Annotated in this window: 28 protein-coding genes and 2 pseudogenes; 13 read left to right on the plus strand and 17 right to left on the minus strand. The window is 69.0% G+C overall.

Annotated elements, in window-relative coordinates; translation table 11 throughout:
* Positions 1 to 65: 65 nt before the first annotated feature.
* Positions 66 to 983: an ISL3 family transposase gene (locus ACZ518_RS28045; protein ID WP_469115785.1), complete on the minus strand. Its 918-nt coding sequence runs from the start codon at positions 981 to 983 to the stop codon at positions 66 to 68.
* A 199-nt stretch (positions 984 to 1,182) separates the two neighbouring features.
* Entirely contained in the window at positions 1,183 to 1,509 is a 327-nt protein-coding gene (locus ACZ518_RS28050; RefSeq protein ID WP_469115786.1) for a TfoX/Sxy family protein, read from the minus strand.
* Between the two features lie 144 nt (positions 1,510 to 1,653).
* Between ACZ518_RS28050 and ACZ518_RS28055 the strand changes: the two genes are divergently transcribed.
* Both ACZ518_RS28055 and ACZ518_RS28060 read left to right on the plus strand, forming a co-directional pair.
* Positions 1,654 to 2,052 (plus strand): VOC family protein, encoded by a 399-nt coding sequence (locus ACZ518_RS28055; protein WP_469115787.1) that lies wholly within the window; start codon positions 1,654 to 1,656, stop codon positions 2,050 to 2,052.
* A gap of 255 nt (positions 2,053 to 2,307) precedes the next feature.
* A complete protein-coding gene (locus ACZ518_RS28060) occupies positions 2,308 to 3,069 on the plus strand; it encodes an SMI1/KNR4 family protein (protein ID WP_469115788.1) in 762 nt (253 codons plus the stop codon).
* A 7-nt stretch (positions 3,070 to 3,076) separates the two neighbouring features.
* On the opposite strand, the gene ACZ518_RS28065 is transcribed toward ACZ518_RS28060, so the two are convergent.
* From ACZ518_RS28065 to ACZ518_RS28085, 5 genes are all read right to left on the minus strand, one after another.
* Positions 3,077 to 3,502, minus strand: coding sequence for a hypothetical protein (locus ACZ518_RS28065; RefSeq protein WP_469115789.1), 426 nt, complete (start codon positions 3,500 to 3,502; stop codon positions 3,077 to 3,079).
* A 94-nt stretch (positions 3,503 to 3,596) separates the two neighbouring features.
* On the minus strand, positions 3,597 to 3,818 hold the full coding sequence (locus tag ACZ518_RS28070; RefSeq protein ID WP_469115790.1) for a hypothetical protein: 222 nt from the start codon (positions 3,816 to 3,818) through the stop codon (positions 3,597 to 3,599).
* A 238-nt stretch (positions 3,819 to 4,056) separates the two neighbouring features.
* Positions 4,057 to 4,845 (minus strand): amidohydrolase family protein, encoded by a 789-nt coding sequence (locus ACZ518_RS28075; protein ID WP_469115791.1) that lies wholly within the window; start codon positions 4,843 to 4,845, stop codon positions 4,057 to 4,059.
* Between the two features lie 174 nt (positions 4,846 to 5,019).
* The gene (locus ACZ518_RS28080) at positions 5,020 to 5,430 is read right to left on the minus strand and encodes a nuclear transport factor 2 family protein (RefSeq protein ID WP_469115792.1); all 411 of its coding nucleotides are present in this window, start codon (positions 5,428 to 5,430) and stop codon (positions 5,020 to 5,022) included.
* A 22-nt stretch (positions 5,431 to 5,452) separates the two neighbouring features.
* A complete protein-coding gene (locus tag ACZ518_RS28085; protein ID WP_469115793.1) occupies positions 5,453 to 5,980 on the minus strand; it encodes a MarR family winged helix-turn-helix transcriptional regulator in 528 nt (175 codons plus the stop codon).
* A 343-nt stretch (positions 5,981 to 6,323) separates the two neighbouring features.
* On the opposite strand from ACZ518_RS28085, the gene ACZ518_RS28090 reads away from it, so the two are divergent.
* The gene (locus tag ACZ518_RS28090) at positions 6,324 to 6,806 is read left to right on the plus strand and encodes a MerR family transcriptional regulator (protein ID WP_469115794.1); all 483 of its coding nucleotides are present in this window, start codon (positions 6,324 to 6,326) and stop codon (positions 6,804 to 6,806) included.
* Positions 6,807 to 6,853: 47 nt separating this feature from the next.
* Here the strand turns inward: ACZ518_RS28090 and tpg are convergent.
* Positions 6,854 to 7,413 (minus strand): annotated as a pseudogene (gene tpg, locus ACZ518_RS28095) (telomere-protecting terminal protein Tpg).
* Positions 7,414 to 7,419: 6 nt separating this feature from the next.
* A pseudogene (locus tag ACZ518_RS28100) lies at positions 7,420 to 7,677 on the minus strand (telomere-associated protein Tap); the annotation flags it as partial.
* A 127-nt stretch (positions 7,678 to 7,804) separates the two neighbouring features.
* On the opposite strand from ACZ518_RS28100, the gene ACZ518_RS28105 reads away from it, so the two are divergent.
* Positions 7,805 to 8,353, plus strand: coding sequence for a hypothetical protein (locus ACZ518_RS28105; protein ID WP_469115795.1), 549 nt, complete (start codon positions 7,805 to 7,807; stop codon positions 8,351 to 8,353).
* A gap of 260 nt (positions 8,354 to 8,613) precedes the next feature.
* Here the strand turns inward: ACZ518_RS28105 and ACZ518_RS28110 are convergent, their stop codons facing one another.
* The 4 genes from ACZ518_RS28110 to ACZ518_RS28125 form a co-directional block, all read right to left on the minus strand.
* Entirely contained in the window at positions 8,614 to 9,024 is a 411-nt protein-coding gene (locus ACZ518_RS28110) for an Imm10 family immunity protein (protein ID WP_469115796.1), read from the minus strand.
* Between the two features lie 172 nt (positions 9,025 to 9,196).
* Complete coding sequence (locus ACZ518_RS28115) at positions 9,197 to 9,769, minus strand: hypothetical protein (RefSeq protein ID WP_469115797.1); 573 nt, start codon at positions 9,767 to 9,769, stop codon at positions 9,197 to 9,199.
* A gap of 232 nt (positions 9,770 to 10,001) precedes the next feature.
* Complete coding sequence (locus ACZ518_RS28120) at positions 10,002 to 11,063, minus strand: hypothetical protein (protein ID WP_469115798.1); 1,062 nt, start codon at positions 11,061 to 11,063, stop codon at positions 10,002 to 10,004.
* A gap of 418 nt (positions 11,064 to 11,481) precedes the next feature.
* On the minus strand, positions 11,482 to 11,883 hold the full coding sequence (locus tag ACZ518_RS28125; RefSeq protein WP_469115799.1) for a DUF6354 family protein: 402 nt from the start codon (positions 11,881 to 11,883) through the stop codon (positions 11,482 to 11,484).
* 60 nt (positions 11,884 to 11,943) lie between these two features.
* On the opposite strand from ACZ518_RS28125, the gene ACZ518_RS28130 reads away from it, so the two are divergent.
* Positions 11,944 to 12,630 carry a transposase gene (locus ACZ518_RS28130; RefSeq protein WP_469115800.1) on the plus strand — a complete coding sequence of 229 codons (687 nt, stop codon included), beginning with the start codon at positions 11,944 to 11,946 and terminating at the stop codon, positions 12,628 to 12,630.
* A gap of 35 nt (positions 12,631 to 12,665) precedes the next feature.
* Positions 12,666 to 13,061, plus strand: a complete 396-nt coding sequence (locus tag ACZ518_RS28135; protein WP_469116002.1) for a transposase — start codon at positions 12,666 to 12,668, stop codon at positions 13,059 to 13,061.
* A 206-nt stretch (positions 13,062 to 13,267) separates the two neighbouring features.
* Here the strand turns inward: ACZ518_RS28135 and ACZ518_RS28140 are convergent, their stop codons facing one another.
* The 4 genes from ACZ518_RS28140 to ACZ518_RS28155 all read right to left on the minus strand — a co-directional run bounded on the left by ACZ518_RS28140 (position 13,268) and on the right by ACZ518_RS28155 (position 17,592).
* Entirely contained in the window at positions 13,268 to 13,525 is a 258-nt protein-coding gene (locus ACZ518_RS28140) for a hypothetical protein (protein ID WP_469115801.1), read from the minus strand.
* A 180-nt stretch (positions 13,526 to 13,705) separates the two neighbouring features.
* Positions 13,706 to 15,013: an MFS transporter gene (locus ACZ518_RS28145; protein WP_469115802.1), complete on the minus strand. Its 1,308-nt coding sequence runs from the start codon at positions 15,011 to 15,013 to the stop codon at positions 13,706 to 13,708.
* 79 nt (positions 15,014 to 15,092) lie between these two features.
* On the minus strand, positions 15,093 to 16,487 hold the full coding sequence (locus ACZ518_RS28150) for a pyridoxal phosphate-dependent aminotransferase (protein WP_469115803.1): 1,395 nt from the start codon (positions 16,485 to 16,487) through the stop codon (positions 15,093 to 15,095).
* Between the two features lie 67 nt (positions 16,488 to 16,554).
* Positions 16,555 to 17,592: an NAD(P)/FAD-dependent oxidoreductase gene (locus tag ACZ518_RS28155; protein WP_469115804.1), complete on the minus strand. Its 1,038-nt coding sequence runs from the start codon at positions 17,590 to 17,592 to the stop codon at positions 16,555 to 16,557.
* A gap of 651 nt (positions 17,593 to 18,243) precedes the next feature.
* On the opposite strand from ACZ518_RS28155, the gene ACZ518_RS28160 reads away from it, so the two are divergent.
* The 7 genes from ACZ518_RS28160 to ACZ518_RS28190 all read left to right on the plus strand — a co-directional run bounded on the left by ACZ518_RS28160 (position 18,244) and on the right by ACZ518_RS28190 (position 25,574).
* Positions 18,244 to 19,392: a hypothetical protein gene (locus ACZ518_RS28160; RefSeq protein ID WP_469115805.1), complete on the plus strand. Its 1,149-nt coding sequence runs from the start codon at positions 18,244 to 18,246 to the stop codon at positions 19,390 to 19,392.
* An 85-nt stretch (positions 19,393 to 19,477) separates the two neighbouring features.
* Positions 19,478 to 20,215 carry a class I SAM-dependent methyltransferase gene (locus ACZ518_RS28165; protein ID WP_469115806.1) on the plus strand — a complete coding sequence of 246 codons (738 nt, stop codon included), beginning with the start codon at positions 19,478 to 19,480 and terminating at the stop codon, positions 20,213 to 20,215.
* A complete protein-coding gene (locus tag ACZ518_RS28170; protein WP_469115807.1) occupies positions 20,212 to 21,501 on the plus strand; it encodes a preATP grasp domain-containing protein in 1,290 nt (429 codons plus the stop codon). The genes ACZ518_RS28165 and ACZ518_RS28170 overlap by 4 nt, the downstream gene beginning before the upstream one ends.
* Positions 21,502 to 21,505: 4 nt before the next feature.
* Positions 21,506 to 22,120, plus strand: coding sequence for an SET domain-containing protein (locus tag ACZ518_RS28175; RefSeq protein WP_469115808.1), 615 nt, complete (start codon positions 21,506 to 21,508; stop codon positions 22,118 to 22,120).
* A gap of 124 nt (positions 22,121 to 22,244) precedes the next feature.
* A complete protein-coding gene (locus tag ACZ518_RS28180) occupies positions 22,245 to 23,861 on the plus strand; it encodes a class I tRNA ligase family protein (RefSeq protein ID WP_469115809.1) in 1,617 nt (538 codons plus the stop codon).
* 37 nt (positions 23,862 to 23,898) lie between these two features.
* The gene (locus ACZ518_RS28185) at positions 23,899 to 25,230 is read left to right on the plus strand and encodes a lysine N(6)-hydroxylase/L-ornithine N(5)-oxygenase family protein (protein ID WP_469115810.1); all 1,332 of its coding nucleotides are present in this window, start codon (positions 23,899 to 23,901) and stop codon (positions 25,228 to 25,230) included.
* Entirely contained in the window at positions 25,230 to 25,574 is a 345-nt protein-coding gene (locus tag ACZ518_RS28190; RefSeq protein WP_469115811.1) for a cupin domain-containing protein, read from the plus strand. Before ACZ518_RS28185 ends, ACZ518_RS28190 begins: the two co-directional genes overlap by 1 nt.
* Positions 25,575 to 25,601: the final 27 nt, after the last annotated feature.

Raw genomic sequence — 25,601 nt, forward strand, 5'->3', positions numbered from 1 at the left:
GAGCTCGTGCAGATGACGGTACGTACACGTTTCCAGCCTTCCCTTTCGTCAGCAGTCGCCGAAGATCATTCCACGCCATGCAGGTGGGTTCCACGGGATTTCGGCTTGCCTTGACTGGGCCCCTGTGGTGGTCCCGCGGGCAGGGACGGAGCGGCCTGGCTGAGGCTGGTCTTGGTCACGGACGACGATCCCGGGCCGGTCTCGACGTCTTTGTGCAGGCAGACGTGGTGCTGGTGGGCGGTTCGTTCGACGGCACGGGCGAGTGAGTGCAGCAGGTGCCAGCTGTCGGCCACCTGGATCGCGTCGGGTGCCGCGCGGGAGGCGGCCTGGCTGAAGGTGCTGCACCGATCTCGGCAGATGACCTTGATTTCGGGGTGATCGGCGAGCCAGGCAGCAACGGCGTCAGCGGTGCGGTCGGGCAGGAGATCGGTCGGCCGTCGTGTTTCGACGTCGCTAAGGACGGTGCCGTAGGTGGCGCCCCTTCGGAACGCGAACTCGTCGATCCCCAGCACCGTGACGTGCGCGGACGGCAGGTCCGGCAGTCGCCGGAGTTCACCCAGGATCACCTCCCGGCTCGTCCTCACTGGCAGGTAGCCCGCGAGCCGGACGCCGGCCCGGCCGCCGACGGCCAGCCCGATCGCCTGCACCATCCGGGCAAGCGCCGTGGTGCGGCGCCGGTACCGCTTGGTCAGGCTCGACACCTGCTCGGCCATGGTCCGGCGTGAGCACAGGCCGTTGTCGCAGAAGAACCGGCGGACCCGCAGCCGAAGCAGCATGCGCCGCCCGCTCAACGGGCGGTCCGCCAGACGCCGCGTGTACGTGCTGTGTACGCGTGAAGCAGTCACGTCGCACGAGGGGCACGTCACCGTCGGCCGCCGAGCATGCAGGGCGATCAACACCGCATCCCCGACCACGCCCACCGCATCGATGACCAGCCCCTCGACCTCGGGCCACACCAGATCCCAGAACTGTTCGTCCCCCACGAACACCATGCTGGCGAAGGGAGATTGCCGGTCATGACGGATGTTTAGAACTGGCCCTCACGAAATACCCGCCACAGCCGTTTTTCAAGAATCCCCATCAGGTGATGAGAAGCTGTGAAATCAGCCAGTACTGCTCTTCGTTCCCCACTCGGTTGCTGTCGGCAAACGACGGCCAGGGCTCGGGCGGGTGCGGAGGGGGCTACTTCGGCGGATGTGCGGCAGCGGCTTTCTGCCCCAGTTGCAGCCAGTCGTCCAGGACGTGGTCGTCAAGGACTTCTCCTGCCACGATGACCCAGCCCTTCGAGATCCGGCCGCGGACCTCGAAGGGCCGCGCGCCGGGCTGGGCGAGGGCCTGCGGGGTGTCGTCCGGGGCGACTCGTACCAGTAGGTCGTCGCCGACCACGCCGACCGCCGTGTTTCCCGTCACCGTGAAGACGAGTCCGCCGAACATCTTCTTCGCGACGACCGCGTCGCCCTCCTCCAGCAGCTCCCGGACCCGCTCCGCCAGCACCTCGTCATACGCCATGGCCATCACGCTACCCACGCACCACGGCACCCGCCCGCGCGACCCCGCCAATAGCCATATAGGACATCTCTTGTCCTATATGGCTATTACGGTCGATTGCAGAGGACGAAACCGCCCCATCCGACCCCGCAAGAGGAGAAGACCATGGTCGACGCACATGCCGACGACGCCGTGGGCGGCAAGGTCCTGTCGCACGCGATCTGGGCCGAGGACGGAGGCGCGCTCGCCAAGTTCTACGCCGCCGCCCTCGGCGTCCAGGTCTCCGAGCCGTACCGGGACGAGGACGGCAACCCTGCGGCCTTCCCCGTGTGGGTCGGCGACATGATGTACGTCTTCTGGTCCGCCACGTCGTTCAAGGCCCCGACCTGGCCGAGGGACGAACTCCCGTTCCACATCGACATCAGGTTCTACGATGCCCAGGCAGCGGAGAAGCAGCTCCTCGGGCTGGGCGCCACCAAGCCCTCCCACCAGCCGGGCGGGGACCACTGGACCGTCCTGCTCGACCCCTCCGGCCAGCCCTTCTGCATCAGCAGCACCCGCTGACACAGCCGCCAGCCGCCCACGGCTGTTCTCACCAAGACGGCGGCCCCCGGAGTGCACGCCCGCCCTGACCGGCGGAGAAAGGAACCGCGGGGCGCCCGGCGCATGCCGGCCCCTGCGCTCGCACCCTGGTGAAGGCCGCACCCGGGGTGTTCACGAGCACCTCTGACCAGTGGGGCAGCTACCGCCTGCAAGATCGCTTCCCGTAGGCCGTGTGATCGTTTCCCGAGGATCTGCGGAACGGGTACGGTCCACGGCATGGTGGACGACTTCGATGCAGCTGCGGCCATGCACGACGGCATATCGGACCAGTCGGAGGCATGGGACTTCATCCGAGCCTTCGCGACTGGGTGGCACGCGCCCTTGACCGATGGGGACGGCTTCGGCGAGGAAGAGCTCCAGCACGCGGAAGGCCGGCTGGGTCTGTCGCTGCCTACCGCTCTGCGTGAGGCATACCTGCTCTTTGGCCGTCGTTCGGCGTTGTTCGAGCACCATGACCCGATGCTGCCTCCCTCAGAACTCTTCGTACACGAGGACCTCGGTGGTGTGCTGTGCTTCCGCAGCGAGAACCAAGGGTGCGCCTTCTGGGGGGTGCGTGTATGCGATCTGGGCGAGACCGACCCGCCAGTCGTCGTGCAGTCACGGGACGGTTGGCGGCCCTTCATGGACAGGGTCTCGCTGGCGTGTGTGGAGCTGGTCCTGTCGGAGGCGCTGTTCAGCGAGGGGCGGCTCTACAACGCGTGTGAAATGCCGCCTGATGTTGCGGATATGCTTCCGCAGCTCTATGAGCGAGTCGCTCTCCCGGATTACCCCATGTGGACGGGTGACGACGACTCTCCGGTCCGCTGGTACTCCGCTCCCGGGCTTCTTCTGCGGCAGGACGGATTGACGGCTTACAGCTGGCTGCACGTTCGGGGGCGAAGTCTGGCCCACCTCACCGCGGCCTGCTCCTCTGTCCCAGGCCGATGGGCCCAGTGGCAGGGAACGGAGCCCGCCGTGGTCGACGAGCTGCCCTTCTAGTCCTCCTCTATGCGGACCCGGCACGGTAGATCTGCAGGAGTCGGAAGAACTCCTCAATCGGCGTCGAGCCTTCCGGCGTGTTCCGTTCGATGTCGGCTGCCCAGCCGTACGACGCGTTGCTGCCGCCGAGGTGTTCCTTGAGCCACTGAATGAAATTCCAGAAGCTGAAGTTCTCGTCGGCTGAGTGCACGCTGACGGCGACCTGGTAGCCGAGAAGCATGGACTGGAGGTGCTCAAGCGAGCCACCAGACAGCCACATGCCGGGCCTCAGGCGGATCTGCTCCAGGAAGTCGGACGCGTCCGTGCAGTCCCGCCAGTGCTTGGCGGTGCTCTGCGGGCTGTCGTCGGTGGGCTTGGGGTGAGCCCACGGCGCGGACGAGAGTTGTCGCCCGTCGATGCGGCATCCCAGTCGCTGCTTGCGTCGGACAGCCACGGCTCCGGCAACGCCCAGGGCACGGGCAGCGGATCGGGATCCTGCAGCCGACGCAGCCGCCACTCCTCCTGCCATTCGTCCTTGACCGCGTTGGCTAGCCGCCCGGCGAGGCGGTCCAGCCGCTCGGGAGATGCAGCCGCCTCCTCGCGTCGGTAACGTCATGGAGCAGGGTCCGCAGCAATTGACCATCAGCCACAAGGAAGCCCAGCAACGGGATCAGGATTCCGGGCTCGGCGAGACCTTTCCCGTTCCGCGCCGTGACGATGACGAGGGCAGCGGTGATGATCAACGCCGTCACCCAGATACCGAGCCGCATGTATCGCACGTCGATGCCCCCGTGATCACCGCTTTCTCTACAGAGCAATACCTTCTGTAATCACTCCGCATCGGTACACGCCGCGCCGGGCGGCGAGGTACGTCTGGGTGTGCCTGCAGATCAGTCCGAGCGAGCCCTGCTGGAGCGGCCCCAGTGTGACTGAGCGCTTCAGTTGTCGGGGTTCGCCATCTGAAGTGCTCAGCCTGTCGGAGTGGCACCTGGGGACGCCGGGCCTCCCTCAGCCGAGCCCGACCAATTCGGCGATCGTCCCGCCGAGCACCCGGTCGCGTACCTCGCCCGGGCTGGTGACCCGCTCCACCATCGCGCGGGCGAGGACTGGGTCTCCGTACGGGGCGTCCGAGCCGAACAAGGTCCGGTCCGGGATCTCCTTGATGGCCAGCCGGACCGAGAAGACGATGTTGGCAGTGGACAGCTCCAGGTACATGTTCGGGGTGTCCCGGACCAGCTCGACAGTCTCCATCCAGTTCAACCCTCCGAGCTGGCTGACCACCAGCGGAACCGTCGGATACCGGCCGGCGAGCGCTGACAGCGTTCTCAGATCGTCCGCCGTGGTCGGGGCGGATCCGTGCACGACTACGGGCAGCCGACCGTGATCGACCGCCGCCTGGAGCACCGGTTCAATCATCCCTGCCCGTCCGGGCGGCGGCGTCAGCTCGCCAATCCCGTGCAGTCCACGCCCGATGACCTCGCGTTCCACAGTCGCGGCGATTTGTTCCGGCTCCAGGTCCAGCGGTACGGAAAGGAAGCCAATGAACCGCTCCGGCCGTGCGGCGAGTGCGGCATCCAACTCCCCCCACGCGCAGCGATACCCCTCGGCCGTGCCGGCCCGACCCCCGATGGCCTCGTGCAGGATCGCCATCTCCCGACGCAGCGAGGTAAGGTCAGCGGCCCGCTCCGGGTGTGGACGGGTGGCGAATAGCACGGCACGGTCCACCCCGGCCTCGTCCAGTAGCCCCACATGTGCCTCGACGGGGTCGTGGACGTGACTGTGTGCATCGATGATCAATGATTCACTCCCTCCTTGACGATCTGGCTTTGTTGCTGAGATGCGAGAGCGTTTGTCGCTCAGGGCCGAGAGCGCTCTGTTCCGATGAGAAACGATGTCGCTCAGTTCCGAGAGCACTTGGGCACTTGCTTAGGCGGCGAGTCGATGCATTGCGTCGTGCTGGCGCGTGGCATGTCACGCCGTGGGGACGGCCTCGTCGCGGGTTGGGCCGGCCGCGGACATGATGGCCTGCCAGGGGGCAGAGTCGAAGATGAGCGTGATCGAGGTGATCCGGCCGTCGTGGAGGCGGAAGTGCTCGGCCGTGCGTTGGGTGATGCCGACGGCCGGAGTGGTGTGGACGTCGTAGATCAGGGCGGCCTCGGTCTCGCCGTACAGCTCGCTGATCAGTTTCACGTCGGTGACGATGCCCAGGAGCCCGTCCAGGCCGTCGAGGTGGCCGGTCGGGCTGTCGGAGGTGATGAACGGGCTGCGGAAGCTGAAGTTTTCGCCGATCTGGGTGGCGGCCGTGGTGACGTCTCCCCGGAACCGGGCCTCGTGGTACGCCCGGACCGTACGTCGCGCTGTGCTGGCTGAGTGAGTGGTCATGTGGTGCTCCGTCGGTCTCGGTTCAGGGAGCCGGCTGGTCGTGCCGGGTCGCGTTCAGGTACTGCTCGATGCGCTGCTGGTTGTCGACCACGCGCAGGCACAGGTCGCGGAACCGGGCGAGTTCGTCTTCGGTGAATCCCTGGAAGACGGCGGACATGGCGCGCTGTGTCGGCTGCCGGAAGGCGTCGAGCCAGTCGAGGCCGGCTGGTGTGATCCGGGCTCGCACCGACCGGCGGTCGTTCTGGTCCTGGACCCGCTGGGCCAGCCCGTCCCCCTCAAGCGTGTCGACCAGGCCGGTGACGTTGCGGGAACTCACCCCCGCTGCGCGGGCCAGTTCACCGATGCTCAGCCCATCGTCCGCGGCCGTACTCAATCGCGCGAGGACGTCCAGCGCCCCCGCGCTGAGCCCACGTCCGCCCGCACCGTGCGAACGCAGCCGGTCGACGGCCTGCGAGGCCGACCGGACGGCAGCGGCCGTCTCCAGCGCGAGGGTGTCGCCGCCTGCCGCGAACGCCTGCATGGAGTCCCGGACCCCTGGGTCGTAGAGCAACCCATCAGGGTCACGGGCCAGGGGAAAATTATGTACGTGCTTCATAATGAAGCCGCACTCTACTCCGCCTGTGGCGGCACCACCAGTGACTGCCGCCGCACGAGGCCCGAAGACCCCAGCCTCGCAGGGAAGATGAGCAGGCGATGTCACCGTCCTGGCGCTGCACACTGCTGCTGGTTCTGACCAACATTCCTCGTCCCCGGACTCGGCAGCTGCTCTTCAAACCGACCCACAGACGCTCTCCGTTCTCACCTACGCAGCCAACGATCGGCCCGGAATGCGGCCGACCAGTCCACTGTTGCTCCCTGACACGGTGGGAAGGTCAAGTGGGAAGAGCTGGGCGATGCTGATCGGTGAGCTGTCGCGTCGTGTCGGAGTCAGCGAGCGCCTGCTGCGCTACTACGAGCGGATGGAGCTGATCCACTCAGAGCGCCGCACCAACGGCTATCGCGAGTACGACGACCAGACGGTGGAGACGGTGCGGCGCATCCGCGCCTTGCTGGCCGCGGGCCTGCCTACCCGCATAATCCGTCAGGTCCTGCCCTGCACCTTCGGCGAGGCAACGCTGCGCCCCTGTCCCGGCATTCTCACCAGCCTTCGCGACCAGCTGAACGTCCTCGACCAGCGAGCCGCCGATCTGGAGACCGCGCGTAACCTTCTGCGCCAGACGATCGCCGCCACGGAGAACTCAGCAGGCGAGGACCGGACGGCGGGCGCCCAAATCCCGCGCATCGTTGAGTTGTCGCAGGTGAGAACCGTAGTCACCCTCTCGTCCGCCAACCGAAGCGCTCAGGGCCGCCAAGTCGGGCGCTCATCCGCCAAGTGAAGCGCTCAGTCACAAACCGGCTCAGGCCCCGCTGTTGTCCGAGGGATCTACAGGTCGACCTCGATGTGGTCGATGTCGGTGAATTCGACCAGGAGGCTGCCGGCGCGGCGGCCGCGGTCCTTGAAGTAGATCTCCTGCAGGCCCTCGGCTGCGATGTCGCGCAGCTGCTGCTCGCTGGCTCCGGCGTCCTGCGCGTCGAAGAGGCGGCCGGCGAACTCGGGCGGGAGCGCCACGGTGAGGTGGCGCAGCCGGCCGTCGTCGGTGGTGCCGGGTGCGGCGGTGTAGCCGAAGCGGGCGCGGGTGTCGACGACGATCCCGCCGGTGGTGGCCGCAGTCTTCTTGGCCCTGGCGCGGCTCTGCGGCTGCCACCGCTTCGCGACCTCGCGCTCGATGCGGTCGGCCAGCTCGGGGCGCGGCTTCTTGATCTGGTCCTTGACGTAACGCTCGACGGTGCGCTGGGAGATCCCGAGCGCGGCCGCGGCGGCCTTGGTGGACTTGAGCTGCTTACAGTAACCAGGCAGCGCATCTGGGCGCCCGCCGACTTCGGAATCGGGCGGGTGAACGCCTTCTGGACCGCCTTGTTGAGGCCGTCCCCGAGCTGTGCCATCGCGGTCTACTCCCCGTCGTCGGTGAGGGTGATGTTGCCGTCCTTGATGTACCGGGCGAGGTTGAGGTCGTCGCCCTGTTCCTCGCGTACGCCCTCGCCCCACAGCACGGTCTGGGTGCCCTCCCAATTGACCAGCCCGTCGTTCACACCGAGCTTCCAGCCGCCGGGCAGCGCCTTGCCGTCCCGGTAGGGCAGGAAGTCCAGCGGGGACGGGCCGTCGGCCGCGTAGACGGCGCAGTCGGAGAGGATCGCGACCGGGTACTGGCTCTGGCCACCGGTCAGCACCACCCGGCACGCGCTCCACGGAGACTTCGGACTCTCCAGGCTCGCCGGCCTCTTCACCGCCGGATGGGACTTCCGCACGCCCCACCAAAACCTCGAGCGTGCACTGGTGGGCGACGGGTACGAGCGCCCACCGGGCTCCGAGGCGGCCGTTCTCCTGGAAGACACCCACCGGGTACTCGACTCCGGCCTGTCCGACGACGTGATCACCCTGTTGTGGCTGGCGGCAACGGACCGGGGCTACAGCATCGACCGGTTCGGCGTCGACGGCCGGCAGTGGCTGGAGCAGGTCGCCGAAGCGTGCGAGGAGAACCTGACCGAGGTCGCACCCGACTACGTCCCGGCGGACCCGACCCCGGCCAGTGCCGGTGACCAGGTACTACGCGAAATCCGCGACGTCGCACCCCTGGCCGCGGGCATGGTGCTCAGCCCGGCCTTCCACCCCCTGGAAGTCACCCCGGTGATGGAAGGCCTCGAAGAGCTCGTCACCCGGGCCGACCCCGACCTCGGCTTCCGCCTGCTCCTGCGCCTGGTGGCACGACTGCAGCTGCCCCTCACCCAGGAGCAGTACGCCCTCTACGAGGCCCTCGCCAGCCGATTCCACTACGGCGACCAGCACCTCCGCTTCTCGGTGCAACACCTGGTGCAGCGCACCTGAACCATCTGCCCGAACCTGTACGCACGACCAGAGCGCCCCTCCCTTCGGGGGGCGCTCTGCGTCATCCGATGGCTTCCACGCCCCCGCCAACACACCACATCAGGCGGTCAGGTGGCTTTATTCACTGGTCGTGGTTCTGGCTCAGCCTCTGTGGTGCGGCCACGCTGAGTAAGGGGTCCAGGTAGCGGGTGACCAGAGCCGGTGGCGATGTCGACGGTCACGCAATTCCCCACCCCGCCGGACCTGATCCGGTGGTCGGCTCAGACGGCTACACGAGTGGGCCGAGCATCGGCACGTCCGTAGGCGAGCACCTGGGCGAGGACTTCGCGGAAGAGGAGGACGTCCTCGGCCGGTGCTTCGATGACGGCTTCGATCTCGCCGTCGCTCAATCGGAGGTCCGCCAGTGCTTCAGAGCGGAGCGAGACGCGCAGGACGTTGCCTGTCAGGACGGCTTCGTGTACACAGCCGTACGCGGTCCCCTGCCCGGCTGTGACCAGGCAGTGCGTGTCCATGCCCAGGGCGACATCCTGATCATCCGGGTCTTCCTCGCCTGCCATGAACATCAAGATGAAGCCGCTTCCCTCTCCGCCCTCGGCGAGAGCGGCTTCGGTGAAGTAGCCGTCAGGGTCGATCTCGGTCGTGGCGACACGCGCAGTGAATCGGTACGTCATGGCGGGGTTCCATCAACACGTTCAGCCGAGGCAGGACGCAGGGGCGGGGCGTCGACGCTCCCACCTCCAAACGATGGTGCCCATGACGCGGACTCCGGGATCCCCATGGGGTGATCGTGAACTTCTGGCTGGGGAATTGCGTGAGCGTTCACAGGCGAGAATGAACCGGCGGTCAGTTCCCGGCCTCTGCTGCCGACCGCTTGCTCAGGAACTGCTGCGCTGCCTCAACCGCATCCCTGTTGAGTTCCTCGAAAGGGACTCCCCAGCTCTCCTCCCAGCCGTCCAGGTTGTGCGCGCAGTGGACAAGGGGTTCCGGCTCTTCGGGGTAGCCGAGGTCATAGGCGATGCCTGCCCAGATGAGGTGGGTGCCGGCGGCGGGATCCAGGGATCCGTCGGCGATCTGACCGGCGACCCAGTAGGCCATCGCCCACTTCGCGGCCCGAGGGTCAGCGGGCGGGTGGAAGAGCAGTCCCAACTCCTCCAGCACCCGGTCGAAGAGTGCCGGAGCTTCAGGCTCTTCGCTCCGGAGAAGACCGGCCAGCATAGCGAGGGAGGGACTCTCAACCCCGGCAATCAGCGCGTTCAGCCCTGCCTGGATGAGCTGGTCAGACCCGACGTGGCTCCCGAATGCCCTCTGGCGCGCGATGTGGCTGAGCTGTTTGAGAGCGTCGTCGCGGGTCATCACAGTCTTCTCGATCGGCATCTGGGAGAAGGAGGCTCGCATATCCGCAGTCGATGCTGCCATCGAGTTCCTCCTGCTTGGTGCGGTGATCAGGACATGAGAAAGCGTTGGGCGGGCGAACCCTGGCTCCTGCGCGGTGCCCCTTCGAGCCGCCAGATCGACATAGTCCGGGCACGTGCCCGGCGCTCGTCCGCCAGCCGCTGCAGTTGCTCGGCAACGCGGCCAGCCTGGCACGTCGCCGGGCGGGGGTGCACTCTCGCCGCTGTGTCCTTGCGGCAGGCGGCGAGTCGAGGCGTCAGTCGGTGCAGGTTCCGATCGGCGTCGGGGCGCAGTTGGTGAAGATGTTCTCGGTGACGGTGGTGGTGCCGGTGAGGTTGACGGTGCCGCCGTCGTTGAGGATGCCGCCGGGGGCGATGCGGGCGGAGTTGCGGGTCACTGGGCTGTCGCGGACGGTCAGGGTGGCGCCGCGGTTGGCGAGGCCGCCGCCTCCGTCGTTGCCGAAGGAGCGGTTGGCGAAGACGTTGGTGCGCAGCAGGGTGAGGTTGGTGCTGCCCCGGGTCGTGGCGCCGCCGCCGGCGCCGTTGTCCTCGGCGGAGACGTTGCCGCGGATGAGGGAGTCGGTGACGGTTCCGGTGAGGTTGAAGGCGTTGATGCCGCCGGCGTCCAGGCGGGCCGCGTTGTCGGTGATGTTGCTGTTGGTGACGGTCAGGGTTCCGCGGGCGTCGAGGCCGCCGCCGTCCGATCGGGCGGTGTTGCCGGCGATGGTGGAGCCGGAGATGGTGGCTGTGCCGGTGGATGCGATGCCGCCGCCGTTCTCCGTGGAGAAGTTGTAGTTCACAGTGCTGTTGCGGAGGGTGAGTGTGCTCGTGCTGAAGATGCCCCCGCCGTCGACTCCGCTGCCGTTCCTGTTCTTGGTGACGGTGGTGGAGTTGAGGGTGAGGACGGTGCCGCTGGCCGCGTAGATGCCGCCGCCCTCCAGCAGGGCGCGGCCCTCGCTGATCGTGAGGTTGTTCAGGGTGAGGCGGGCTCCGGGACCTGTGACTTCGAGGATGCGGAAGGCGGTGGCGGACTGCCGGCGGATGGTGCTGCCGTTGCCGATGATGTTGATGTCGCTGGTGACCTTGGGGAGGCCGTTGCCGGGGTTGTCGGGGGCCGTGAGGGTGTAGGTGCAGCGCAGGGCGAGGAAGAGGGTGTCCGGGCCGGGGAGCGTGTTGGCCTGGTTGATGGCGGCGCGCAGGGCGCTCGCGCTGCAGGGAACGGGCAGCGGGATGTGAGCGTGGGCGGGGGTGGGCAGGGCGACCAGCGTCGCCAGGGCCCCCGCGGCGCCCGCGAGGGCGGTGAGCTTGACCTTGAGCATAGTTCGCAAAATATGCATATCACTTGGTTAGGGGCCGGGGAGACACCGTCCCGGTCCCCCTCACGGGGCATTCCCACCGCCCGGTCGGCCCCGGCCCAGCCCCTCCGGACGGCTCATGACGGGGCGACCTGCTCGCCCGGCAGATCCCCGGCGCGCGGCTGCTACGGCAGGACTCTCCGTCTCCGTCGGCCCGCTGGCAGATACCGGGGGACCGTTCAGTCGAACCCGCACCCGACCGAAGCCTGCACGCTCATCGGCCCCACTGGGCCGGGTACGGTCTGGGATGCCGGGGCCGACGCCGACCCGTTCGGTGGTCCAGGCCCGGTGGGCCATGTGCGGGTCGGTGCGGCCCACGGGTCGTCCGGGACACGCCGGTCCCCGGTGCCGGCGGTCTCGGTCTGGTGCGTCCCGCGTACGGTCATCGGATCTCTCCAGTCGGGGCCGGGCGGCGCAGTGCGCGCAGGGCCGCGCGGGCGTAGTCGGGCGGGGTGATGCCGGGGTGGTGGACTTCGGTGAGGGCGGTCAGCAGGGCCAGGTACCGGGGGTCGGTGTCGGCCGGGTCCTCGACGAGTTCGAAGGCGGTGGACCGGAGCCGGGCGGTGCTGGCGTGGGTCTTGCGGCCGGCCGGGCCGCGCAGCTCGTGTTCGACGACGAGGTCGGCCCGTCCGCCGCGGACCGCGGTGACGCGCAGGCGCCGGTCCCGGTCCTGCATGTCGGAGGCAAGGTCGCGGTCCTGGTCGCGCTGCGGGATGCGATCCGCCGCCGCGCGAGCCGGAGCCCGCCTGGCCCGACGGATGGGAATGCCGGTGGCGAAGGACACCTGCTACGGCTTCTTCGAGCATCTGACCTCGAGGAACCCGGCGAGGTGCGGGTCCTGGGGGTGGACGAGTTCGCCCTGCTCAAGGGGCACAACTACGCGACTCTGCTGTTCGACCTCGAGGCCCGCCGCCCCATCGACGTCCTGCCCGGGCGGGAAGCCGCAACGGTCGCCCGGTGGCTCGAAGACCATCCGGAAGTCGAGATCATCTGCCGCGACAGGGCCTCCGCCTACGCCGAGGCAGCCAGGGCAGCCGCCCCTCAAGCGGTCCAGATCGCAGACGTATGGCACCTCTGGAACAACCTCGCCAAAGCCGTCGAGAGAACCCTCACCAGTCACTACGCCTGCATCCGCGCCAGCCACGAAGCGGCCAGGCAGTCTGACGAGGAGGCTCCCGTCGCACCACCGGACGGAACACTTGACGTCCGCGGCCGGCCCCGCCGGATCGTCGGGCGGATCCGCGAACGACACCGCCGCGTCCACGAACTCCTCGCCCAAGGCCGATCCCTCCGCGGGATCAGCCGGGACCTCGACCTGGACTACTACGCCGTCCGCCGATACGCCCAAACCCCGGACGTCGACACATTGTTAGTCAAGGTCACCCAGCGCCGCACCCTGCTGGACGACTACAAGCCATACCTCTACGAACGCTTCACCCAAGGCTGCCGCAACGCCAGCCAGCTCTTCCGAGAAGTCCGTGACCAGGGCTTTCGCGGCGAACGCACCGGCGTCAACCGATACGCCAGCTGAAGCAGGGCATCGAGACCGCCCCTCCCACACCTGCCCTGCCCAAACCACGGCGGGCACTTCGCTGGGTGATGACGCACCCCGACCGGCTCCGGCCACCCGAAGTCCCCGGCCTCAAGGCGGTCCGGGCCGCCTGCCCCGAACTCGGTGCAGCCGTCGAGCACGTCCGGACCTTCGCCACCCTCATGCACGACCGCCGCGGGCAAGACGTCTTCGACTGGATCGAGCAGGTCCACAACAGCGACCTGCCATCGCTACAGCAGTTCGCCCGAGGACTCCTCCACGACCAGGACGCCCTCGTCGCCGGCCTCTCCTCAACCTGGAGCTCAGGCCAAGTCGAAGGCCAGGTCACACGCGTCAAGCTGATCAAGCGAGCCGGATGCGGCCGAGCCAAACTCGACCTCCTGCGAACCCGGATCCTCCTCAGAACCTGACCACCAGCCGATCACAAGATCAGCGACAGAGTCCGTTCAGCCGTACCTGGTTGGGCACTTCGACGAGTAGGCCGACAACAGGAGGAGGCACGTTCGTCCAGGGCGTTGCTCTGCTGGACGATTCTCCGCCTCCCGCACCCTTGTGACTCACATGCCTCAGGATCCACGGAAACGCTAAAGTGCCCATGCACCAGCAACGTTGTGTCCTACCCCCGACGAGCGATGCAGATAATGCGGGTGTTGCAGCCGTCATCGGGGAGGTCGCCGGCGTTCCAGTGCTTGAAGGAGGTGGGCTGGTAGCCGGTCCGGTCCTCGACCGCGAACGGGAGCGCGGAGACCGCCACCCCCATCGGGAGGGCCTGCGGCACGGCCGCCGGCTGCTCGGCGGCGTGCGCGGTCGTGGCGGGCAGGGACAAAGCAAAGGCCGCGGCGACCGCGACCGCGGCCCGCATCATGATCATCATGCGGCGGTTGTATCCGCCCCGGCACCGTCAGCAACAGGCCCTGAGCCGCCGGTTCACGCAGCCGGGGCGCCAAGTTCACCCCCGAAACGCCACTGCGCCCCCGGGACGTCGGCGGCCTACCGCCCTCCCCCGGCTGCAACCTCCGCAGCGGTGCGCGACCGCCATGCGCGAGCAGGCCGCTCAGGCCTCCTCTGGCGGGACGGTCGCGGGCATTTCCGGCGTCAGTGTCCCCCGCCACATCGTCACGCTGCCCAGGAAGACCGCGAGCAGACCCACCGCGGCTCCCCAGAGCAGGAAGCGTGGGCCCTGGGAGGCGATCAGGGCACCGCCGATAGCCAGTCCCAGGGGTTCCACGCCGAACGACAGGGTGCGGAAGGCGCTGTTGACGCGGCCTTGGAGGTGGTCCGGTGTGGCCGTCAGCCGGTAGGTCACCAGGGACACCGCGAAGATCGGCCACAGCAGGTTCGTGATCAGGACGCCGACGGCGAGGACGACGATCGACGGTGCGGCAGCCATCATGGCTGCGGCGACGGCCCACAGGGCGACGGAGCCGAGTGCCATGGTGCGCAAGCTGATGCGCTCACGCAGCCATGACGCGGCGAACGCGCTCACCACCGTGCCGAGGCCGACCGCGGCGAGGATGAGGCCAATCAGTCCGGCGTTGATGTCGAGGTCTTCGGTGGCGAGGACGATGGTGGCCAGATTGAGCGGCGCCTGAAGAAAGTTGATCAAGGTGACCATCACCATGAGCAGGCGCAGCAGGCGCTGCCGCCAGAGGAAAGCCATCCCCTCTTTGAGGTCGGCCATCACGGAGCGCTGTTCGTCTGTCGGCCGCTCTTCCTGGAACGACTTCCGTACGAACAGCAGCGAGGCCCCCGAGAGCAGGTAGGTGACGGCGTCGACGGCGTAGCTGTAGACAGCGCCGAGCGTGGAGTTCCTGGCCAGGCCAATCAGAGCGCCGGACAGGGCAGTTCCGCCGACGCCGGCTGCGGAGTCGGCCACCTCGTTGAGGGCGTTGGCGGAGGCCAGATGCTCCTGGGGGACCAGCTTCGACAGGGCGGACAGGTGGGAGACCGCTGAGAAGACGTGCCCGACGCCCTCCAGGAAGGCGACCGCCGCCAGGTGCGCGATCGTCAGGCTGTCGAAGGCGTAGGCGACTGGGATCGTCGCCAGCGCGGCAAAGCGGCCCAGGTCCGCGACGATCATGACGCGGCGACGGTCCCAGCGGTCGATGAACACGCCAGCCAAGAGGTTGAGCAGCAGGTAGGGGGCGAGCCGTGCGGCTCCCACGAGACCGGCCATGGTCGGTGAGCCGGAGAGGCCGAGCGCGAGGATCGGCACGGCCAAGTTGGAGAGCGCCGTGCCCACCGACGAGACCGTGAACCCGCCCCAGACGATCATGAAGTCGCGGTTCGTCAGCAGCCCGCGCCAACGGCGCTGGGGAGTCGTGGCCGGCTCCGCCACCGACGTGGTGTCCTCTGTTGCCATGGTTACGTCCGTCCGTTCCTTTCTTCTTCTGTCGCAGCGCTGTCCGGCCCGCCGCAAGCTCCAGGGGTGCGCGCACGCCTCAGGCGTGGTCCGCCAGGAACGTGCGCAGTGCTTCGATCTGGGCCTCGAAGACGGGCCGGTCGCTGGCACAGGTGATCCGCAGCCAGTGGGCACCTGCGGGGCTCTTGGCCGCGGCAAGCTCGGTGTCGGCGGTGAAGCAGGCCAGGGGGAAGCAGGAGACGCGGCTCTCATCGTAGAGGCGCAGGCCGAACGCGAGGGGATCGGCGTCCGGACCGGGTATGCAGGCGAGGTAGTTGAAGCCGGCGTGAAGCGGTGTCGCGGCGAGCTGCCGGGGCGGGAGCGTCTCCTGTGCGAGCCGCCTGTTGTCCGCGATGGTCTGGTACATGTCCCGCAGTTCTAGCCGGTACTCCTCGACCTCGGAGGTGTCGCTCACGGCCAGCAGCTCGAGGGAGGCGTCGTTGAGGCCCTTGAAGCGCTGCCAGAGGGCTTCCGAGACGCCGCCTCCCTCGAGCTGCTCTCGCCGCAGGTGCGCGGAGTAGGCCAGGTCGCGGGCGATGCCCGACACGGCGACGAGGGGCGGACACCCGCCGAAGCGCTGGTTCTCGATGAATTCGACGAATTCCGGGGAGCCCATGGCGTAGCCGAAGCGGAGACCGCTGACCGCCCGCCGTTTCGCCAGCCCGTCGACCACGAGCGTCCGGTCCCAGTAGTCGTGCCGGTCAAGTGCCGCGCCGTAGTTCAGAACCCGGATGTCCGGATGGGCCGCGAAGTCGGCGCTGACCTTGTCGAGTACGAGGTACGTACCCCGCTGCTTGAGGATTCCGACGATCTCGTCGAATTCCGCTTCCGAATGCTGTTCACCGGAGGGGTTGTTGGGCTCAGTAAGGAACAGCGCAGTGGCGCCGGAGGCGTCGAGTGCCGCCTCGATTTCCGCCGGGCTCGGCAGGAAAACCCCTTCGCGGTCGGTGAACACCTCGCGGAACGTCAGACCCGCCGAGAGGATGGTCTGGTGGACGATGGAGTACTGGGGCCCTGCGACCAGTACCTTTTCCGCTCCGCGGGCACGGCGGAGAAAGTCGAAGGAGAGCCGTACCCCTTCGGCCGCGCCGACGGTCAGTGCGGCGTCGACGGGTGCGTCCAAGGGGCTTCCCTTGAGACTCTCCTCGTAGACCAGGGCGCCGCTGCGGAGGATGGACTCGCCGAGCGGGCCGCAGTAGCAGTTGATGTACTTCCAGTCGCGCGCGTCCTCGGCAATGCTGCGCAGGATCACCGACGGCGGGCGCAAGTAGTTCACACCGGACGAGATCATGTGGACGGTGCCGCCCTGGTAGCTGGAATAGTCCACCGTGTTGTGGTGGATCTCGAGCTGGTGGATGAGCGAATCGTTCCATGAGATCTCGGCGATCTCCTGTCCGATCCGGGCAGACACGGACGCTTGCTGGTTCGTGGTCATGCTCTTCGAAGCCTCTATCCCATGTGTGTACCAATGAAGGATCAGGGGCCGGCACGCCCCCGGCCCGTCAGCGTGAGAACAGGTCCACGACGGCGGCGGCCGTCGCGGGGGCGAAGCGGTAGCCCGAGCCGCTGGATGCGCCTGCGAAGACGAGCCGTCCCTCCGGGTCGAGGGGCTCGACCAGGGGTGCGCCATCCGGGCTGTAGGCGTCACAGAAGACCCGGCCGGACGTCGCGGCCGCCTGCAGGTGCGGTGCGTAGCGGTGGAGCAATTCACGGGCCTCGGCCACGTTTCTGCTCGACAGGCTGGCGAAGACGGTGTCGGGGCTGACGTCCCACTCCTGGCAGGTGTAGCTGAACAGCCAGTACCCGCGCCGCACCATGGGGAGGAGGAAGGCGTCCTCGTCGTCGAAGACGAGCACTGGGTCATCTTCGGTGGGCCGCTGGTCGATGTGGAGCGCGACGATCTTCTTCACCCTCGCGCCGAGCGGAGCCACCAGCTCCTTCCACGGGCCGGTGTGCAGCCAGGGGCCCGGTGCCAGGACCACGCGGCCGGCACGGATCGTCCCGCCCGTACTGAGCCGGAGCGTGCAGCCATCGCCATCGGGCGACAGGCCGACGACGGCCACGCCCTCCCTGAGTTCGACGCGCTCGCACAGTTGTCCGGCTAGGAGGCGGGTGAGCGCCGGGACGTCGGCGTAGTGGCAGCCGGTGCCGCGCCATACGGCGGAGCCCGCCGGAAGGTTGACGAGGGGATGGGTATCGCCGACCTTGACGAGGCGGGAGTGATCCAGGTACTTCTCCGACAACACCGGCGCTCGGGTCTCGCGGGCGACGACGGACACGTCGAGCGGGACGAGGGGCCAGGACGGGTGGTCGGCGAGCAGTCGGGCGTAGTAGTCGTGACTGTACGCGGCGAAGGCGCGGGCCCTCGGTGTGGCGCCGCGGGGGAAGTGGAGCCCTGCGGAGCGCCGGCTGGCACCGCCGGCGAGGTCTCCGGACTCGACCACCACGATCGACCGGGTGGGAGTGCGGGCGGACAGTTCACGGGCCGCCAGGATTCCGGTGATTCCGGCCCCGACAATGGCGACGTCCACTTCCTTCATGAGCGGGCGGAGGTGTCGATCCCTGTACTCAGCTCACGTCTTCTCTTCGCGCTTGACGCATAGGCCACAAAAACGGGACGGCCACTTTTCGGGCGCGTTAAAAAACTCACTTCTTCCCCCGTGAATCCTCAAGCCTGCGAGCTCTGGTCAGCCCGGGACTCGATCTCGGCCGTCACCGCTTTGGCGGGATAGCCGGAAATTGCTCTCGTGTGGTCCCATCGATTCAACTACATGAAATCTGGAGTGTCAACGGAGATCATTTGGAGTCGCCGATTGGCTGGATCGACACGTCTTACCCCAGGTAAATCAGTGCAAAATCGGGCATACCGACTGACGCAAAGCTGGGGTTGACGAAGATTGTTCGTGACGTAGGCTTTGAGCATCCGGTCCTTTGCGATGCGTAAAGGTCGCTCCGGGTAATGATGACTTTCCGAGCAGCGTGACCATGTCGGGCCTCAGTCGCCGCGACTCTCACTCTCGGGTCCACCGACTGGCAGCCATCGGTCGAGAGGTCTTTCTGACACGCAGGACCCGGCTGCGTTCAAGACGTTCAATCGGCATTCGCCCACATTTCCGCCACCCCTGATCTCCAGACCTGACCGCTCTGGAGTGGCCGCGCGGTACGGCGTATGCGACAGGGAGGAAATCGCAGTGCGTGGAACGCTGATCAATCCGACCATCAGTGACCGGAATGTCAACTGGATGGTGTGCGACTGGGACCTGGCGGAACTCGACCAGGACCTCGTCTGGCAGGCCGGCCTGGCGGCCGCCCGGGTGCGCGCCTCGGGCGACTCCACCGACGCCCTCAAGCTCCTCGTCAACGGCTCGTTCGTCGCGGACCCGGCCGCTTGGCCGGGCGGGAGCGGTGCCGCAGAGACCCCTTGGGAGTGGCTCGACCGCACCGTACGCTCCGTGGAGGGCGAGGCGGACGCCGTCCTCTACTACGCACGCGGCCTGCAGGAGTACCACCGCGGGCTCTTCGAGGTGCTCGTCGGCGGGCTCGCGCCGCTGCTCACCACCGTGGGCCTGCCCCGCGGATACATCGAGTCGGAACTGTTCCTCGGCCGCTACTCGGCCACGCCCGGCGGGATCCACCGCGAAGGCTGCACCAACCTGCACATGGTGCTCCAGGGCAAGAAGGTGATGCACCTCTGGCAGACCGGCGACTTCATCCCCGAGGGCACGGACGTACGCGCCGACACCGACCCGCTGGGCGACGTCGAGGAGGAGTACCTGCCCGGGCTCGCCGTGGCCGACGTCGAGCACCTGACCACGACCACCCTCCGCCCGGGCGCCGGCCAGGCCATGTTCTGGCGCAGCGGCATCTGGCACGTCGGCGACACGCCGGAGCCCTCGCTGTCGTTCAACATCGCCATGTACACCGGTAGTTTCAACAACCCCAGGCCGTGGACCGACGTCCCCGTCGGCACGGACGGACAGCTGAGCCGCGCCTGGCTGTCCGAGTACCGCGAGTTCGCCGGCCTCGCCGCGACCGATGCCGAGGCGCTGGCCCTCGTCTCCGCGATCGGCATGCTCGGCATCGCCCCGCAGGACCCGGAGCCGCGGCAGACCCCGGCGGCGGTCCGGCGCCGGACGCCCGCCCCGCTGCTGTGGACGCACGACGAAGACGGCGCCCTGCTGGTCGCCACCCACGGAGCGGTGCGCCGGTTCCCCGCCGAGACCCTCGACTGGCTCGTCGGCCTGGTCGGCTGCCCCGTAGACGAGGTCAGGGAGGTGCCCGCCGAAGCCGGGGACCTCGCGCGCTGGCTGACCTGGCAGTCGTTCGCCGACGCGGTCTGACCGCCGCGGTCTCGACGCCGTCCCCCCGCCCCGTCCGGCACGACGGCCGGACCGGGCCCACCCCTCAGGACCGAAAGGACTCGGTGTGACGACCTCGGAAGAGGATTGGAACGAGCAGGATTCGCAGGACTTCATCAGGTACGGGGAGTACTTCGTACCCGAGCGCGCGGCGCAGGCGGACGTGATCGCCTCCGTGATCCCGGCCCCGCCGGCCGGCGCCCGGATCCTGGACCTGTGCTGCGGCCAGGGGCGGCTCAGCGCCGCTCTGCTGGAAGCCTTCCCCGAGGCCGAGGTCGTCGGCCTCGACATCAGCACCACCATGCTGGACACCGCGAGCCGCGAGCTCGCCCGGTTCGGCAACCGCTTCCACACCGAGCGGTTCGACCTGGCCTCCGGCGACTGGCGCCAGCGCGACGAGGCCCCCTGGGCCGTGGTGTCCTCCCTCGCCGTCCACCACCTGGACGGCGAGGGCAAGCAGCGGCTGTTCGCCGACATGCACGCCCTCCTCCGTCCCGGCGGCGCCTTCGTCCTCGCCGACCTCGTGGAGGCGACCGGCCCGCTCGGACACGAGCTGGCCCGCCGGATGTGGGACGACGCGGTGCGCGAGCAGAGCGCCGCGGCCGGCACCGGCGAGGCGTACGAGAAGTTCCACGAGCTGGAGTGGAGCCACTACCAGTACCCGGACCCCCTGGACCGGCCGTCGCCGCTCGGCGACCAGCTGAACTGGCTGCGGGACGCCGGATTCACCCACGTCGACGCCTACTGGATGAAGGCCGGCCACGCCATCTTCGGCGGCGTCAAGCAGGAAGGACCCACCGTATGACCACGCGCGAACACCCGCGGCTGATCTTCGGCAACTTCGTCAACGAGCTGATGGTCTCCACCCCCACGGCGCGGCACGCCAAGGCCCTCGTCGCGGTCTCCCCGCGCAAGGTCTGGCTTACGCAGCCAGGTGACGTGGTGGTCCTCCCCACCGCCGCCTCCGAGCCGCTCTGGGAGTACGCCTGCGGCCTGCTGGGGTTCGACCGCTCGGAGGTCACGTGCGTGGCCGCCCCGTCCGAGGACCTGATCACCCTCACCAACGCCGTCCGCAACGCCGACCTCACCGGGCACCTGCGCTCCCTGGCCGAAGCCACCCCCGGCCTGCGGTTCCAGCCGTTCGCCCTGGACCGCCCCGCGCTGGACATGGCGGCCGAACTCGGCCTCCCCGTCGATGGATACGACGACGGCACGCCCTCCGAGACGGCCCTCGAAGCCGTGTACCGCATCAACACCAAGCCCGGCTTCCGCGACGTCGCGACCCAGCTCGGCATCCAGGTCGCGGCGGGCCGCGTGGCCGTCGACCGCGACGAACTCGTCACGGCCGCCCGGGAGACCGTCACCTCCTACGGCGGCGCGGTGGTCAAGCCGATCCGCGGCTCCAACGGCTACGGCGTGCGGTTCCTGTCCGCCGAGGATCTGCCGGGCCTGGAGGCCCTCGTCGACTCGTACCTCTCCGAGGTGTCCGACCAACCCCTCGGCTGGGTCGTCGAGCAGCGCCTGGACCTCGCCCGCGTGGTGACTGTGGAGATGGAGGTCACCGAGGCCGGACCGCAGGTCCTGCACGTGGGTGAGATGCGCACCCCCAACGGCAGCTTCAGCGGCCAGGTCACCCCGCTGGAGGAGAACTCCCCCGCCGTGGACCAGCTGACCGCCGACGGCATCACCCTCGGCCACCACCTGGACCAGCTCGGCTACCGAGGCCCCTTCGACATCGACGGCGGCATCACCACCGACGGCCAGCTGTACGCCACGGAGAGCAACCTGCGCCGCACCGGCGCGACCTACCTCGACCTGCTGGTGCGGCGGTTCCTCGGAACCGAGGGCGCCGCCCGCGCGGTCTGGCTCGCGGACTCCCGCCCGGGCGGCGTCACCCCCGACTTCGCCACCGGCCTCGGCCTGGTCCGCGAAGCCGGCCTGGCCTTCGAGCCGGGTGGGACGGAGGGCGTGGTGCTCACCGCCGACACGCTCGCCTTCGACGGCAAGTGGCGCTACCTCGTCATGGGCACCAGCCACCGGCGCGTCGAGGAGATTGAGAAGCGCCTGTCCGACGTCCTCCGGCTCGCGTGACCCGGTGCTGACCTCGGGAATCGACATCCGGCCCAGCACGACGGACAACGTGGGCCTGTTCGCCACCGAGCCGATCCCGGCCGGCACCGTCGTCTGGCTGCCCTGCGCCAAATGCCCCACCTGGTCCGCCGACGAGCTCGGCGCCATACCGGCCGAACGCTTCGGCCTCCTGGACAAGTACGGCCACCTCTTGGAGGACGGGAGCCTCCTGCTCCCCTGCATGGGAGCGTTCCTGATGAACCACTCCTGCGCGGCAAACGTCCTGGACACCGGCCTCGACTTCGGCGTGGCGGTGCGCGACATCGCCCCCGGCGAAGAAGTCACCTGCGACTACGCCACGTTCACCGCGGACGTCGGCTGGTCCATGGACTGCAAGTGCCGCACCCCCGAGTGCCGCGGCACCATCACCACCGAGCAGGGCCACGCCCCGGTCCTGCGCGCACGGCTGACGGACCGGATCGACCGCATCCTGCCGCGCGTCGCGGTGGTGGACCAGCCGCTGCACGACGTGGCCTCCGCCGTCAGCCCCGCCTACGCACGTCTGCGCCGCGGCGCCGGCAGCGTGGCGGCGGCCGGCACCGGGACGACGGTCTGCGCGCCGTCCTTCATGTCCCGCTGAGGACACCCCTCGCAGTCCCGCCGCGCCGCCCCGGCAGCGCGGCGGGACGCCCCACCACCCCACGCGACGGAACGCATCCGGCATCCGGCCGCCACACCCACCCGATGGACCGAAAGGACCGCCCGTGACGGGGAACATGCTGGTCACCGCCACTCCGCCGACCCCCAACGGGGAACTCCACCTGGGACACCTCTCCGGCCCCTACCTCGCCGCGGACGTGTTCGCCCGCCACCAGCGCCGGTCGGGCACCACCGTGGCCCACCTCTCCGGAATCGACGACCACCAGAGCTACACCGAGGCGCGCGCCGTCCGCGACGGCGCCACCGCCGCGCACGTGGCCGACCACTACGGCGAGCGCATCGAGCGCGCCTGGTCGGACAGCGGGATCCGGCTCGACGTCGTCGGCCGCCCGCGCACCATGCCGCTGCACCGCGAGCTGACCCGGCGGATCTTCGCCGAACTGTACGAACGCGGCGACATCGTCGCGCGCACGCGCCCGCTGCCGTACTGCGTGCCCTGCGACCGATGGACGTACGAGGCATACGTGTCAGGCGGCTGCCCCTACTGCGGCAGCCAGTCCGGCGGGAACTCCTGCGAGTCGTGCGGCCGGTCGAACGACTGCGCCGACCTGGTCGAACCCCGCTGCACGATCTGCGGGACGGAGTGCGAGCCCCGCTCCTGCGAGCGCCTGTACATGCCCCTGGAACGGCACCGCAAGGCCCTGGAGGCGTTCTGGGACGACACCGCCATGAACGGCCACCTCACCGCCCTGTGCCGGTCCCTCTCGGACGGCGAACTGCCCGAGATAGCCGTCACCCACCCCGCGGACTGGGGCATCGAGGCCCCGGTCGAGGGCTTCACCGACCAGCGGATCTACGTCTGGTTCGAGATGGCGGCCGGCTACCTGGCCGCCGCCGGCGAACTCGGGGACTGGCGCGCCTGGTGGACGGGCGACGCGCGGGTGGTGCAGTTCTTCGGCTACGACAACGGCTTCTTCCACGCCGTGCTGTTCCCCGCGATCTTCTCGGCCTGGGACCCGGCGATTACCCTGCCGAAGGCGCTGGTGTCCAACGAGTTCTACCGCCTCGACGGTCTAAAGTTCTCCACCAGCCGGCGGCACGCGATCTGGCTGCTGGACGCCCTGGACCGGACGCCCGCCGACCACCTCCGCCTCTTCCTCTGCTGGGACCGGCCCGCCGCCGCTCAGACCAGCTTCACGCAGGAGGCGTTCGACTTCTTCCTCCACGGCGACCTGCTGCCGCGCTGGTACGGCTGGCTGACGGAGCTGGACGGCCGGGTCCGGGCCGCGGGCGGCACGCCGACGGACCTCGCGCCCGAGCCGGCCTCGGCGGAGCACCTGCGCACGCGCACCCGGCGGCTGCTGGAGCTGGTCGGGGAGGCTTACTCGCTGCCGGGATTCGCGCCCCGCTCCGCCGTCGTGCTGCTCGACCTGCTGGTCCGCGAGGCCGCGGAGGCCGGCCAGGACGGCGACCACTTCGCCGGCGTGCCCGGGCTCGCCGGCGCCCACGCCCTGGGGGTCTCGGCCCAGCTGTCGGCGGCCGCCGCCCTGGCCGTGGGGCTCTGCCCGATCGCGCCGGTCATGGCACAGCAGCTGTGGGCCGCCCTGCGACTGCCGGGCGACGTCACCGACGTGCCCTGGGACCGGGCCCTCGACGGGATCGAAGTGCCCGCCGGGACCGGTGGCCTGAGCACCGCCTGTGCTCTGTTCGCACCGCGCTGACGGTGCTCACGACGTACGAACACCTACAGGGGGCCGCATGAAAGACGACCTGGAACAGTACGACCTCGTGGGGATAGGAACCGGTCCCACGAATCTGAGCCTGGCCGCGCTGGCCGAGCCGGTGCCGAATCTCTCCGCCCGCTTCCTCGACGCCAGACCGGAGTTCAGCTGGCATCCGGGGCTGATGGTGCCGGACGCCGAACTCCAGGTGTCCTACCTCAAGGACCTGGTGACGACCGTCGACCCGACGAGTCGCTTCTCCTTCCTCAACTACCTCGCCGAGAACGGGCGCCTGTTCCGGTCGCTGATCGCCAACCGGGACCGCTGCACGCGGCAGGAGTTCGAGCAGTACTACCGCTGGGTCGCCCGCCAGCTGCCCAGCCTGCGGTGGAACCGGCGCGTGGACGAGGTCCGACTGCACCGGAACCGGCTCGAGGCGGTGTCCGGCGACACCCGCTACTCCACCGGCTCACTGGTCCTGGGCACCGGGCGCACCCCCGCACTGCCCGGCTTCGCCGAGCCGCTGCGGGGGCCCTCCGTACTGCACGGCGCCGACCTCCTCCACGTGGCTCCGAAGGTGCGCGGCAAGGACGTCCTCGTCGTCGGAGGCGGCCAGAGCGGCGCGGAGGTGGTCAACCACTTCCTCGGGCGGGACGCGGAACTCCCCGGCCGGCTCACCTGGATCTCCAGCAGGGCCGGGTTCCAGCCCCTGGACGACTCGCCGTTCACCAACGAGTGGTTCGCGCCGGACTACGTGGACCACTTCCACCGGCTGCCCGCCGAGCGCCGGGCGGAGCTGCTGCGCCGTCAGCGGCTGGCCAGCGACGGCATCACCGAGTCCCTCCTCGAAGCCATCTACCGGCGCCTCTACCAGCTGGACTTCCTGGCCGGCGCGCCCGTGCGGCACCGGCTGCTGACCGGCCGGCGGGTCATCGGGCTGGAGCGCGACGGGGACCGGCTCGTGGCAGCCGTGCACGACCAGGACTTCGACCGCAAGGAGGTCCACACCGCCGACGTGGTCGTCTTCTGCACGGGCTACCGCAGTGCTGTGCCCGCCTGCATGGCCCCGCTCGCGGACCGCCTGCTCAACGCGCGGGGCGAGCTGGAGGTCAACCGGGACTACTCGCTGGAGTGGGACGGCCCGGCCGGGGTGCGCCTCTACGTCCAGAACATGGCCGAGCCCACCCACGGCGTGGCCGACCCCAACCTCAGCCTCGCCGCTTGGCGCAGCGCGCAGATCCTCAACGCGGTCACGGGCCGGAAGGTGTACCGCGTCGACCACGAGACGTCCACCACGGCCTGGGCCGGCGGCTTCCCACCGCCCGGCGCCGCGCCGGCCGAACCCCTGCCGACCGTGAGGAGCAGCTGATGTCCGGCCCCGTGAAGATCGAGTTCGGCCCCGCCGAGAGCATGCCCGGGATGCTCGTGGAATACATGTCGCTCGGCCCGGGCGGGTCGGAGGCGCCCCCGCCGTTCCAAGGCTCCCGGTTCCGCGTGCCGCCCGGCGAGACCAGCGAGCCCGACGAGCACGCCGTCGCCGAGATCTGGCTGGTCCGCTCCGGCACGGGGACGGTCCGGTCCGCGGACGGGCAGACCGAGATCGGCCCCGGGGACGCCCTCTACTACCCGCCTTGGGTGCCACACCAGGTCACCACCACCGGCGACGAACCGCTCGAGGTCTTCAGCCTCTGGTGGACCCCGCAGCCGCAGTGACGGCCGGCCTGAGCCGCCGTCGGAGAA

The sequence above is a fragment of the Streptomyces sp. NPDC033966 genome (genome assembly GCF_055575955.1).